This is a genomic window from Serratia proteamaculans, assembly GCF_008830365.1.
Lineage (GTDB): Bacteria > Pseudomonadota > Gammaproteobacteria > Enterobacterales > Enterobacteriaceae > Serratia > Serratia proteamaculans.
In genome coordinates this window covers 696253-709046 of record NZ_WBKI01000001.1, presented here as the reverse complement: position 1 = coordinate 709046, position 12794 = coordinate 696253, and the positions used below count along the sequence as shown (strand labels likewise).

Here is a 12794-nt window from a genome sequence, read left to right as displayed (position 1 = left end):
ACGTATTACAAAACATCAAGAGGAATACATGAAAACAACATTACGCACACTGCCTGTCGCTCTGGCGATAACGCTTATCACACCGGCCGCATTTGCTGTCGATGTTCCAGGGATCGATTTTCATGGTTATCTACGTTCTGGAGTTGGCGTCTCCCAAGACGGTGGATTAGAAGAGTGGCAAAAGAACAAGATTGGCCGTCTGGGTAACGAATCCGATACCTATGGAGAAATCGAGCTGGGTAGCGAGGTCTACAAAAAGAACGATGTCAGTTTCTACCTCGACAGTATGGTCAGCATGGTATCTGATGGTTCCAACGACAATGAAACCACGCTGGGGGACGATGCCCAGTTCGGACTACGCCAGCTTAATCTGCAAATCAAGGGGCTGATACCCGGTGATCCGAATGCGGTGATCTGGGGGGGGAAACGTTATTACCAGCGCCACGACCTGCACATCATTGATACCAAGTATTGGAACATCTCCGGTGCCGGCGCCGGTGTAGAAAATTACACGCTCGGCCCCGGAGCCCTCTCCGTAGCCTGGATCCGCGGTGATGGTAACGACGTGGATTACCGTGTCGACAACGATAACGACCTCAACATCAACTATCTCGATCTGCGCTATGCCGGCTGGAAGCCCTGGAGCGGAGCCTGGACCGAGTTTGGTATCGACTATGCGATGCCAAATCCGACCAACAAGCAGAAAGAATATGGCGGTTTGTATGATGCCAAAAACGGCGTAATGCTGACCGGAGAAATCAGCCAGGATATACTGGGTGGCTACAACAAAACCGTACTGCAATACGCGACCAAAGGCTTGGCACAAAATATGGTGTCCCAGGGCGGCGGTTGGTATGACGTATGGAATAACACCCAAGATGCGACCGGTTACCGGGTGATCAACACCGGCCTGATCCCGATTACCGATAAGTTCTCACTCAACCATGTGTTGACCTGGGGTTCAGCCAGCGACATCAGCGACTCGATTGATAAAAGTAACCTGGTTTCCCTGGTAGGTCGCGCCCAATACCAATTTACCCAGTACGTTCGGGGTATTGGCGAAGTCGGTGGTTTCTACCAGAAAGACGACAACAAAGACGGTAGCCACTACAAGCAAGGCGGCGAGAAGTACACGCTGGCGCTGGGGTTAGCGGATGGGCCGGAGTTCATGTCACGCCCTGAATTACGCGTGTTCGCTTCCTATCTCAATGACTCTGAGCAAGGCAATTCATTCCAGGACGGTACGGCCAGCAATACCTGGAACTTTGGCGTTCAGGTCGAGGCATGGTGGTAACAGGTAAATATCCGCAAAAATAGTCGTACGCCTAGGTTAATATATTAATACCCCATCATTGTTACCGGTCTCTTTGACGATGTTCTCCGGTTGCTGTCGTCGATAGATAACCCCTGTAGGGGTTATCTATTTTTTTATTATTCTGGATCGGTCAGAAATAATTCTGACAATAATTTTCGCAAATTATCCGATTTCTTGCCAAATATGGCATGCACCTCCTGACCTATAATAATCACTCCCAACGCACCCGATTGCTGTAACCCCTGTGTATCGACTTTGGATAAATCCGCTACCGTCACGCGCAACCGGGTAATACAGGCATCGACATGAATGATATTCTCTCGCCCGCCGAGGTACTGCATCAGGTTGTCTAAAAATAACGTTTCAACGCTATTATCTTCAGGCGGAAGTTTAGGATGGGAAAAATAGTGCGTAAAGGCTTTTAAACTGACCATGGTATTTTCCTCACAACATTCAGACGTAAAAAAACGCCCGTTCACTTGAACGGGCGTAAGGGGAAAAACTATGCCAGGCGACGGGTTAATACACGACAGCCCCAGGGCGCCAAAACCATTTCGCCCTGCTGGGTTTGATTGTCTGCCATATCGACATAAATCGCCGGAAGCGACAGTTTTTTTACGTTGTCGCTGTAGTTTTGCACGATCACAAATTCAGACTCACCATCGGTGCGGCGCTGCGCGGTAACCCCCTGCGGTAGTGAAGTGGCCAGTGCACGCGGCAACGCCAGCTCTTCGGCTATCGCCATAAAGAAATCACGCTGGAACGAGGCATCGTTCCGCGAAGCGACATACCACGCCTTACCCTCACCAAAGCGGTTCACCGTCAGCGCCGGACGCCCGGCATAGAAGTCCCCACCGTAGACTGCCTGCGCACTAGCTCCCTCCAGATGGATCAACTCGCACAGGTGACGCGCCTGATAATTTCCCTGCAGACCCAGTTCGTTACCCGGAACGCCCCGGATGCTATTGGTCTCACCCTCTGTCAGGCTGTCAATCTCTTCCGCCCATATTCCCAGCAGCGGTCGTAATGGCCCCGGGAAGCCACCGAGATAGCACAGGTCGCTCTCATTGACGATGCCACTCCAGTAGCTGGCAACCCACTGACCGCCCTGCCGAACGAAGGCTTCAGCTCGCTCGGCGAAACCTTCACGCACCATATAGAGCATCGGGGCAATCACCAGTTGGTAACCCGAAAGATCGCTGTCGGCGTTAATAATATCCACCGCGATGCCCTGTTCCCAAAACGGTCGATAGTGCTCCACGACCGTTTGTTCATAATGCAGCCCGATATTGCGTGGTCCCTGGGCATCATCCATTGCCCAGCGGCTTTCCCAGTCGAAGATAATCGCGACCCGAGCCTCAACCCGACTGCCTGCCACTGGGGCCATAGCGGCCAATAGGCGGCCCAACTCACACACCTCTTTACCGACGCGGGTATCCAGTCGCCCGGAGTGATCAATCACCGCCCCATGGAATTTTTCCACCGAACCACGGCTTTTGCGCCACTGGAAGTACTGCACCGAATCCGCACCGTGGGCCACCGCCTGCAGTGAGGACAGGATATGCATCCCCGGCTTCTTCAGCTTGCTGGTCGGCTGCCAGTTGGTCACGCTTGGCGTCGACTCCATCAGCACAAAAGGCTGGCCTTGCTTCAGGCTGCGCATCAGATCGTGGAACATGGCGGTATAGCAGGCCAACCCGGTTTCATCCTGCTGGTTATGCCACATCGGGTAGCTGTCCCAGGAAATAAAATCTATGACTTTCGACATCTGCCAATAATCGTAATCATAGAAATATTCCATAAAGTTGGTGGTGGCCGGTAACAATGGGTTGGCCGCCTTCAGTGGCACAATTTCCTGTGCACAGAAGTCGGTGGCCTGGCTGCTGCAAAAACGCCGCCAGTCCAGATTCAAACCATGAATGGAGACCTCACCTTGCGGTGCCGGTGACTCAATCTGCGACCAGTCGCTGTAAGTGTGGCTCCAGAAATCGCTCCACCAGGCCTCGTTCAGTCGCTCCAGCGTTTGGTAACGCTGCTGCACCCACTGACGGAAAGCACTCTGGCAACGGCTGCAGTGGCATTCACCACTGTATTCATTGGAAATATGCCAGCCAATCACTGCCGGATGCTGCGCGTAACGTTGCGCCAACTGCTGGTTAATTTCATTCACCTTACGGCGATACACCGGGGATGACAGGCAGTGGTTATGTCGACCGCCGTGCAAAGCCTGCACCCGGTCTCGCCCCACGCGCAGCACTTCCGGGTATTTCTGCGACATCCACGCAGGTCGTGCACCGCTTGGCGTGGCCAGAAACACATGAATACCCTGCTGAAATAACTTATTCAGTACCCCATCCAGCCAATCAAATTGATATATTCCTTCTTCGGGCTCTAACTTCGACCAACTGAATATGCCCACTGACATAATATTGCAGTGGGCTTCTGTCATCATCTGCATATCCATTTCTATCACGTCAGGATAATTACCCCATTGCTCCGGGTTGTAGTCTGCACCATGTAATAGCCCCGGCACCTTGGCACTCAAAGGCGGAAATTTATTCATTATAATTCCTTAGAAAATAATCATTGGAAGGCTTTATTAGTAATCCACGTAATTAATTAAATGACTTTAATGAGGGCAATTCTTTTCCTCGGCAATCAAACAACGCCTGATTTTCTCGCGCATTACCATCCTTGCCGGACTCACTAATATATTTCATGCCCGCAGGGGTGGCCCAGCCAGCACCTGGTACGGCAATCCAGGTGGGTTCCCAATAAAACAGGCCTTTGCCACGGCTGGCCGGCACGTTAATAATGCTTTGCATCAGGTCGCGAATAAAATCAGCCTGTCCCTGAACGGTGGCCGGATAACCTCCATCCTGGACTTCTTTGGCGGAGAAACTGTTGTCGGTATCGTCGCAGTTCTCCAGGCCATAACCATAGGCGGCCTCCACCACAATCACGTCTTTGCTATAGCGCTGGCTGATATCATCCATATTGTCCTGTAATCTGGCGATAGGCCCATCCCAATAGGTGTACATCGACAAGCCAATGATATCGAACGGCACGTTGCGCTTGGTGATCTCGTCGAACCACCAACGGAAAGTGTCATTCTTGGTCCCTTCCGCCAGATGCAGCATGATCTTCACCTGTGCCGGGGAATCCAGATTTTCCCGTAGGCCGCTAATCGCGGCGTTCAGCAACCCGGCCAGCCGATCAAACTCACCGCCGCCCTGTCCCCAGCTTTTACCCTGCGGCCACAGGATACCGCCGTTGATCTCATTGCCGATCTGCACCATATCCGGCAGCACGCCCTGCTGCTTGAAACTGGCGATAGTGTCGCGGGTGTAATCATGGATCGCCACTTTCAACTGGTCATAACTCATCTGCTCCCAGGTTTTAGGTTTGAACTGCTTACCCGGGTCAGTCCAGAAATCACTGTAATGGAAATCCAGCAGCAGCTTCATGCCCTGCGCCTTCACCCGCTTTGCCAATGCAAGCGTAGTGGCGAGGTCATTATTGCCGGCACCATAAGGATGACCGGCGCTGTCCTGCGGATTGACCCACAGCCGCAGACGGACGTAATTAACTCCGTTATGTTTGAGGATCACCAACGGATCCTGTTGAACGTTATTCGCGTCATAGAACTTACCGCCGTGTTGCTCCACGTCGGCCAGCGTCGAAATATCAACACCTTTGATAAAGGCGGCCGGAACATTATTCAGTGGCTTAATGATGACGCTTTCCACCGCCGCCAACGCCGTGGTGGACAGCAGCCCGGCCAGACAGAAACTTAATAAACCCGGTTTCAATATTTTCATTGGATTATCCTTTGGTGCTGCCAGAGGTCAGGCCAGAAACAAAGTACTTCTGCAGGGCCAGATATAGGATGGCGACCGGCAGCGCTATCAGTACTGCCCCCGCCGCATAAGTGGTGTAACTGGCGCCCATCTTTTGCGACACCAGGTTATACAGGCCAATTGGCAGGGTATATTGGTCTGGAGTCCGTAAAATGGTGCTGGAGAGGATGAAATCCCCCAGCGGGCCAGTGAACGAGAACAATGCCACCACCGCGATAATCGGCTTGGACAGTGGCATGATAATCTCTATAAAAATCCTGAAGTTACCTGCTCCATCCATGCGTGCAGACTCATCCAGGTCTTTAGGGATCGCATCCAGATAGCCTTTCATCAGATAGGTGTTCATAGGGATCATCCCCGCCACATAGATCAGTACCAACGCCATATGGCTGTTGATCAGCCCCAGTAGTTGCGACAAAACAAATATCGCAATCAACGCGGAAAACTGCGGGATCATTTGCAACAGCAGAAACAGCATCAGGCCGTTCTGCCGTCCCTTGAAGCGAAAACGTGAAAACGCGTAAGCGGTAAAGCTGACGCTGATTAACGTCAACACCATGGTCAAGAAACTGATTTTCATCGAATTCCAGTACCAGGTCATGTAATTGACTTTGCCATTGAACAGGTCGGCATAATGCTGAAACGACAGGTTCTCCGGAATGATAGAACTGCTCAACAGGCTGTTGCCGGCATTAAGCGAAGCGCCAACGGTCCATACCAGCGGGTAAATGATGATGGCGGACACCAAAATAATCACCAGCCACGACAGGGATAAACGCACCCACTTCTCTTTCCTGATGCTCTTTGACATGACTCTCCCCTTAGGCCCCATTATCATTCTTGAACGAATGGGTGGCGCGGAACTGCCACAGCGCGATACCCACGACAAAAATCGACAGCAGGATGGTGATGGTGGCTGCGATGGCGTACTGCGAAGACGACATCGTCAACTTGTAGATCCACGACACCAGAATATCGGTTCCTCCGGCATTGGAGCCAGCTACCGCCGGACCGCCGTTGTTGAACAGATAAATGATATTGAAATTGTTAAAATTGAAGGTGTATTGCGTGATGATTATTGGCGCAATTGAATAGAGCACCAGCGGCAGCGTAATGGTTCGCAGCTTGGTCAAGGTACTTGCCCCATCCATGGTGGCGGCTTCATACAAGTCATCCGGGATCGCCTGCAGCACGCCGGTGGTCATGGCGAACACAAACGGGAAGCCAAGCCAGGTTTGCATGAGGATCAACGCCGCTTTGGTCCAAAACGGATCGGTCATCCAGGCTTTCGGGGCAATACCGAAAAACGCCAGTATGGCATTATTGATCACCCCGAAAGAGTCATTGAACATGCCGGCAAACACCAAAATGGTGACAAAACCCGGCACCGCCCAGGGCAGAATGAAAATGGTGCGGATCAGCGGCTTGAAACGTAAATCCTTCTGATTGACCAAAATCGCCAGCAGGACCCCTACGGTGCATTGCAGCGTGGTGGCCAGCAGCGTCCAGACCACTGTCCATTGCAGCACATCAAAGAAGGTCGAACGCCAGATCGACAAAGTGAAAATATTGATGAAGTTTTTAAACCCGACCCAGTCCACCAGTTTTGCCGGCGGCGTGTGGTACAGGTTGTAATTGGTGAAGGCGATTGAGAAACCAAACAGAATCGGAAAGATCACCACAAACACCAGCAGGATAAACCCTGGGGTAATCATCAGATAAGGAAAACCATCGCTCAGCAGCATCTGGTATTGCTTACGCACGCTGTTGAGCGCCATACCGGCATCGCGCTTCCTGCCGTTTACCCAGGCATCGCGTAGCGACAGAGCATAAATCGTCAGCCCGAAACCAATAACCAAAACGCTGAGGATCCCTTCCGCCAGCAGGAAAATCGAGTTATCGCGCGGGACTTCGCTGCCGAGCGTATAAAGCCCCCACAGCCCTTCGGTGAGGAACTGCCAGCTCACGCCGACAAAGCTGCTAAGTAGCAGCAGGAAAATCAACCCTTTCGCCCATTGTCGGTGATAGAACTGACCAAACCCGGGGATCAACGCCACAATCAGCGCTGCCATGGCATGGCTGTATCGACCTCTGCCGACGGACAATTTTTCACTTGGAGTGACAATCACACACTGCTCCTTCTTGATAACGGGAGGAAACCTCCCGCTGCGCGATTACTGGTTGCTGGCCTGCATCGCTTCGATTTGCATTTTGATTTGCTTTACCGCATCGTCCAGCGCCGCTTTGGGCGACTGTTTGCCGGTCATGCTCAGTTCCAACGCCGCGTTGGCCGGCCCCCAAACTTCCTGCATTTCCGGGATCCCGGGCATGGCAGTCGCATGACTGGCCTGTATCGCAACCGCACTGGCTCTTTCGTCATTCTTGATGATCGGATCGTCAATCATCGCTACCAGCGGAGGGATCTCTTGGGTCACCTGATAGCGGGTTTTCACATACTTCGGTTGGTTGATAAATTCGATAAATTTCTGTGCCAGTACCTTATCTTTACTCCAGGTTGACACCACGTAGCCTTTCACTCCCAGGAAGGAGTTCATCGGTTTACCGTTTGGCAGAGTTGGCAACGGTGCTACGCCGTAATTGATACCGGCGTCGGCATAAGGCTGGAAGGCCCAGGGGCCGTTAATCACCGCCGCCGCTTTCTTCTCGGTAAACAGAGAGTCAATCGCATTTAACCCACCGTCTCCGATGATGCCCGCAGGGAACAGACCATCAGCGTAGAATTTTTTCAGATAACTCACGGCGGCTACGCTACCAGCGGTATTCAGACCGACATCCAGCGGGTTAAGTCCCCCTTTACCGTCGTCACCGAAGATATACCCCCCCATACCGGCGATCGCGCCGCGGCTGTAATAAATTTGGTCAAACTTGGCCAACAAACCGTATTTACCCGCTGCACGCTGCTGTTTGGAGAAATTGTAATAGGCATCCAGATCCGCCAGCGGCTGCGCTAACAGGTCTTTGTTGTAAATCAGTACCAGCGTTTCTACCGCCTTTGGTACGCCGTACAGCTGATGCTCCAGGGTGAAAGCGCCAATGGAAGGCTTGGTGTAGGCGTCCATCGCGGCCTGATCCAGCTTTATGGGGGCCAGTAAGCCTTGCACTACTGCCGCCCCCAGTTGGTCGTTGGGGATCACCAACACATCGGGCCCAATACCGGCCGGACCATCCAGGCGCAGCTTTTCAATTTGCTGGGCGAAAGGCATTTCCAACAGGTTAACTTTCACGTTGTTCTGTTTTTCAAAATCGGTGATTGCCCCCTTGATGCCGTCTGACTTTTTGATATCTTCCCAGACGGTCAGCTGTTGGCCCGCCGCCGCGGCGACAGCAAAGCCGGAATAGTGACTGGCCGCCAGAGCGGTCAATATCAAAGCAGTGATTGTTTTGGTTTTCATTACCCACCTCATGTGAAGGTATTACATTTTAGTTTTATCACTTTGCAAGTGCAGCATTCAGGTCAGGCATAATATTCGATATTACAACATCTAATGTGCAACCTCTTTCATTACCTCACCTTGTTATACGCTACGCTTTGAAGCGCACCAACTCTATACAATTATCATCATTGTGTGATCGTTATTGCAGAAATGAAAACCAGTGATATGGCTTGAAATGCAGCGCAGTTATAGTCTTTTCAAGCCTTTCCGGCGGTTCTGAAGGAGATAAAACAATTGTTATACGTACTACAACCTCTCGCAGAGCTCGCCGAAAGACACCCTGACAGGGTTTGTCTACTGATAACTTTCCGAGGATCAACAGATGTCCAGCATAAGACTGAGGAATGTCACCAAGCGTTTTGACAAAACGGTGACGCTGCACAATATCAATCTTGAAATTGAAAGTGGCGAATTCGCCGTTTTTGTGGGGCCATCAGGCTGTGGAAAATCAACGCTACTGCGCATGATTGCCGGGTTGGAGGAGATCAGCGACGGAGATATCCTAATTGGTAATGAACGGGTCAACGACGTTGCGCCAGCCCACCGGGGTGTAGCCATGGTGTTTCAGTCTTATGCGCTCTACCCGCATATGACGGTGGCCGAAAATATGGGTTATGGGCTCAAGGTGAACGGGATGCCCAAAGAACAAATCCGCCACCAAATCGAAATGGTGGCCAAAACCCTGCAACTTTCCCACCTGCTGGACAGAAAACCCAAGCAGCTTTCCGGTGGCCAACGGCAGCGCACCGCCATCGGCCGTGCCATAGTGCGTAATCCCAAAGTATTCATGTTCGATGAGCCACTTTCCAATCTGGACGCCGAGCTGCGGGTCGATATGCGCCTGCATATTGCCAAGCTGCACCAGGAGCTGAAAACCACCATGGTGTATGTCACCCACGATCAGGTGGAAGCCATGACGCTGGCCGATAAAATTGTGGTAATGAACTACGGCAAAGTCGAGCAGATGGGCGCGCCAATGGCGCTGTATTACAACCCCATCAACAAATTTGTCGCCGGGTTTATTGGTTCACCGAAAATGAATTTCTTGCCGGCCACGGTGGTAAGTTGGACGCCGGAAGCGTTGACCGTCGCTATCGGCGCAGATAAAACGCTGACCCTGACTATCGCCACCCTGCAGGTTGCCCCCGGTGAAACAGTCACGCTGGGGATCCGTCCCGAGCACCTGACCACCCACTCCGACTCAGTGTTACGGCTCGATTTTCATTGCGAAGTGGTCGAGCGACTCGGCAACAACACCTATCTTTTTGGCCAATGCCACGGCTACGACGGCTTTAAAATGTTGCTCCCCGGGGATGCGCATTTTCGTCCTTACCAAAAACTTCAGCCGGGTTTCCTGGCGGGACAATGCCTGGTATTTGATGCCGACGGCTCCCGTATTAGCGCCGATATTCAATTCCCACAATCCTGATGCTCCTTGCTGCTGATTAAGGCCTCAGCCCAGACATCCGTCTTGGGCTGGCGGTTTCCTGCACCGATATATCATTAGCAAGGTATAAATATCATTACCGACCTATTGTGATGACTATTTCAACTGTTTAATCATTTATTCACAACCTTTATGATTAAAGAAATTCCCACACCAAAATTAATTTCTTGGCTAAGCGTTTTTGTTTATTTTTACAACCGTAAAAAGGCTTACAAAATCGCCATTTTCAATGCCTTGATTTAATGAGGTTAAAAATCGGAATTAACAAAATAAAAACAATTCCCTCCTGTTTATTTGATTCTTTAAATAATTTTTCTTTGGTTTTGTTAACGCAGTGATTTGCTTGATTATCTCGATCACAACAAAAAAATACTTCATTTATTTTTAAGTGTCAGTTGATTTTTTAGTCGCCATTGCTATTGTTGAAGATGAGTAATTCATCGCTCCCGACCAGACAAATAAACTCTATTTTTATACTCACAAATGTATAAGGACCTGACTATGCCCATTAAAAAATACGTCATTCTTGACAGCGATCCAGCTGCTGTTGGGAATGATGACTTTATTCTATTAGGTTTAAAAAATGAAGGTTTTGCCCGAGGTTGTCCGATGTTATTTGGCGGCACTGCGGATGCAAAAGATGGCCCGGTTGATGGCAAGAATTTTGCTCTAAACGTGATAAAAAGAGAAACATTGGAAGAAACCCTGAAAAACATTGAAGTAGAACAGGTTGTTCGCTATAAGGTTTTCCCCAATGATATTATATTCTATACCAGCAAGGTATTTCTCTTCACCGGAAAGGTAGCGCTTGGCGGCGAGTTCGCCTGGATACGCAAGGTCAGCAAAGGAAAGTTAAAATCTTATTTTAAAAACAAACCCTCCGCCACCAAAGATATGTTTGCTCAAGAGCTGTATAACATGACTGCGGATCCTGATGTCGACCCTACCGATACTCAATTTGCAGAATATCTGGGTTCCGATACCCTGAGCGCCATTTACGCCTATTGCAAAGAAACCTGCAAATAAACTCATAGGCTATTAACACCAAAGCTTGATTTATCTCTGTCATGTTTTTCGCACTTTTATGTCTGAAACTTATTGGGTGCTGATATTATGATCACACAAGGTTATACTTCAGATGAAAAAACTATTGTCAAAAGTGTTATCAGCAAATATAGCAATGCCGGCCTGTTTATTATTCAGCCCGGCGACCCTTTGCTGGTCAGCTTTTACGATATTCAATTAAAACTGGCCGGCCTTGCCTCTGGCAATACTCCGCAGTTTACCCAATGCTGGCAACAGGCAAAATTGCTTAAACGCAGCGCCGGCCGGTTGAGCGAAGCCAGTGACGGCTCCGCCCAACCGGTCTACAGCATTGTCCGGCTCGACTCCATTGACGGCAGAAACTACCGCGCCGATGCCATTGGCTCCCTGCCGGTGTCCGCAGCCAATGTGACGCAAACCCTGGGTTTGTTTGACGCTGAAGCGACCAATGTCGGCGCGGTGAATTACAACCAGGCTTATGTCTACGCCGCAGACTGCACCCTTAGCGCCAACGGGGTCTATCCGGGTAGCCAGATTGCTGCGGATTATCCGGTCACGGTGATTTATACCTTTGCCCAAACCATCAATAACAATACGGTTTACGGCGCGGAAATTATTACCAGCCAGAGTTACCCTAAAGATATTTATAATGAATCACCGCGGAGTATTAACAATCCTAACGAAATAAAAATCTGTTTAACCCGCGATGAAGGTGACTGTGATTACCGCAATACCTATGATGGCTCGGTCAGGGTGCCCATTAAAGGTAATATCACCTACCTGGGTCAAATTGAACTCAGCGGCGGTCGACCGGTCAACGCCAGTAATAGTATTTATTTAATTCGCACCCGCGCTGGCGGCGACCCTGTCACGCCATTCGGTGATTATAATATTTTCAACTCACCCAACACCCGAATTAATAGTAACAATATCGCCTGGGATCTGGATTGGCTAAGGTTCAATCAGGTTGATTTTGAGTCTGGTGAATGGGTTTATTACGTCTTCAAGGTGATTCTTAACGTCGACGGAAAAAGCATTGTTAGCTTTATTACCAATGCGCCTAAAAACCTTGAACCCGACCAGCGATTTTTAAATACCGTACAGTTAAAGCCGATGCGTATTGTTTACGGCTGCCTGGCCGAAGATACAAAAATCCTGATGCAGGATGGCAGTGAGAAACCCATTTCAGCCATCAGTATCGGTGAGACCCTGTTGTCGAGAAATAATCAACCGCTAAGGGTTGAAGCCGTCACCAGCGGACAGGAACGCCATTATATTGAGTTAACCCTGCGCAATGACAAAGGCAAAATAACGAATATTACTACCAGTCGGGGTCATCCTTTTATTACTTCTTCAGGCGTGGTGATAGCCCGTGAATTAAATCATTCCACTAAATTAATCACCCTGGACGGTGAAAGCGAAATCATAAGCATGGTGCAACAACAAGGTGACCTGAAGGTATATAACCTGCAATTGTCCGCCGAACCATCCGCTGAGAATGGTCTTTACGACGATAACACCCTGTACGCTAACGGTATCCTGGTCGGCGATATCCAGATGCAACGCATCTATGAGGATGAATATTACCAACGTCCGGCGAATATCCTGAACAAACTGCCAAAAGAATGGCATCAGGATTACCAAAACCATCTCAACTCGGCGGGTAAATAACT

Annotated in this window: 10 protein-coding genes; 4 read left to right on the top strand and 6 right to left on the bottom strand. The window is 50.2% G+C overall.

Features of this window, described 5'->3' with window-relative positions:
- The first annotated feature begins 28 nt into the window (after positions 1-28).
- The gene (locus F8R23_RS03425) at positions 29-1294 is read left to right on the top strand and encodes a maltoporin (protein ID WP_129938125.1); all 1266 of its coding nucleotides are present in this window, start codon (positions 29-31) and stop codon (positions 1292-1294) included.
- Between the two features lie 137 nt (positions 1295-1431).
- On the opposite strand, the gene F8R23_RS03420 is transcribed toward F8R23_RS03425, so the two are convergent.
- The 6 genes from F8R23_RS03420 to F8R23_RS03395 form a co-directional block, all read right to left on the bottom strand.
- Positions 1432-1749, bottom strand: coding sequence for a PTS sugar transporter subunit IIB (locus F8R23_RS03420; RefSeq protein WP_129938124.1), 318 nt, complete (start codon positions 1747-1749; stop codon positions 1432-1434).
- Positions 1750-1817: 68 nt separating this feature from the next.
- On the bottom strand, positions 1818-3878 hold the full coding sequence (locus F8R23_RS03415) for a beta-galactosidase (protein ID WP_129938123.1): 2061 nt from the start codon (positions 3876-3878) through the stop codon (positions 1818-1820).
- Positions 3879-3930: 52 nt separating this feature from the next.
- On the bottom strand, positions 3931-5136 hold the full coding sequence (locus F8R23_RS03410) for a glycoside hydrolase family 53 protein (protein WP_129938122.1): 1206 nt from the start codon (positions 5134-5136) through the stop codon (positions 3931-3933).
- A 4-nt stretch (positions 5137-5140) separates the two neighbouring features.
- Positions 5141-5986, bottom strand: coding sequence for a sugar ABC transporter permease (locus F8R23_RS03405; protein ID WP_129938121.1), 846 nt, complete (start codon positions 5984-5986; stop codon positions 5141-5143).
- 10 nt (positions 5987-5996) lie between these two features.
- Positions 5997-7247 carry a carbohydrate ABC transporter permease gene (locus F8R23_RS03400; protein WP_129938400.1) on the bottom strand — a complete coding sequence of 417 codons (1251 nt, stop codon included), beginning with the start codon at positions 7245-7247 and terminating at the stop codon, positions 5997-5999.
- A gap of 102 nt (positions 7248-7349) precedes the next feature.
- Complete coding sequence (locus F8R23_RS03395; protein ID WP_129938120.1) at positions 7350-8588, bottom strand: extracellular solute-binding protein; 1239 nt, start codon at positions 8586-8588, stop codon at positions 7350-7352.
- A gap of 364 nt (positions 8589-8952) precedes the next feature.
- Here F8R23_RS03395 and F8R23_RS03390 point away from each other — a divergent pair, with 364 nt between their 5' ends.
- The 3 genes from F8R23_RS03390 (at position 8953) to F8R23_RS03380 (ending at position 12792) form a co-directional block, all read left to right on the top strand.
- A complete protein-coding gene (locus tag F8R23_RS03390; protein WP_129938119.1) occupies positions 8953-10059 on the top strand; it encodes an ABC transporter ATP-binding protein in 1107 nt (368 codons plus the stop codon).
- A gap of 519 nt (positions 10060-10578) precedes the next feature.
- Positions 10579-11103 (top strand): NUDIX hydrolase, encoded by a 525-nt coding sequence (locus F8R23_RS03385; RefSeq protein ID WP_129934689.1) that lies wholly within the window; start codon positions 10579-10581, stop codon positions 11101-11103.
- A 426-nt stretch (positions 11104-11529) separates the two neighbouring features.
- Positions 11530-12792 (top strand): Hint domain-containing homing endonuclease, encoded by a 1263-nt coding sequence (locus F8R23_RS03380; RefSeq protein WP_242503210.1) that lies wholly within the window; start codon positions 11530-11532, stop codon positions 12790-12792.
- Positions 12793-12794: the final 2 nt, after the last annotated feature.

Excerpts from the sequence above, each read along its gene's own strand:
- F8R23_RS03425 (WP_129938125.1), top strand. The coding sequence starts at position 29 with ATGAAAACAACATTACGCACACTGCCTGTCGCTCTGGCGATAACGCTT.
- F8R23_RS03420 (WP_129938124.1), bottom strand. The coding sequence starts at position 1,749 with ATGGTCAGTTTAAAAGCCTTTACGCACTATTTTTCCCATCCTAAACTT.
- F8R23_RS03415 (WP_129938123.1), bottom strand. The coding sequence starts at position 3,878 with ATGAATAAATTTCCGCCTTTGAGTGCCAAGGTGCCGGGGCTATTACAT.
- F8R23_RS03410 (WP_129938122.1), bottom strand. The coding sequence starts at position 5,136 with ATGAAAATATTGAAACCGGGTTTATTAAGTTTCTGTCTGGCCGGGCTG.
- F8R23_RS03405 (WP_129938121.1), bottom strand. The coding sequence starts at position 5,986 with ATGTCAAAGAGCATCAGGAAAGAGAAGTGGGTGCGTTTATCCCTGTCG.
- F8R23_RS03400 (WP_129938400.1), bottom strand. The coding sequence starts at position 7,247 with ATGGCAGCGCTGATTGTGGCGTTGATCCCCGGGTTTGGTCAGTTCTAT.
- F8R23_RS03395 (WP_129938120.1), bottom strand. The coding sequence starts at position 8,588 with ATGAAAACCAAAACAATCACTGCTTTGATATTGACCGCTCTGGCGGCC.
- F8R23_RS03390 (WP_129938119.1), top strand. The coding sequence starts at position 8,953 with ATGTCCAGCATAAGACTGAGGAATGTCACCAAGCGTTTTGACAAAACG.
- F8R23_RS03385 (WP_129934689.1), top strand. The coding sequence starts at position 10,579 with ATGCCCATTAAAAAATACGTCATTCTTGACAGCGATCCAGCTGCTGTT.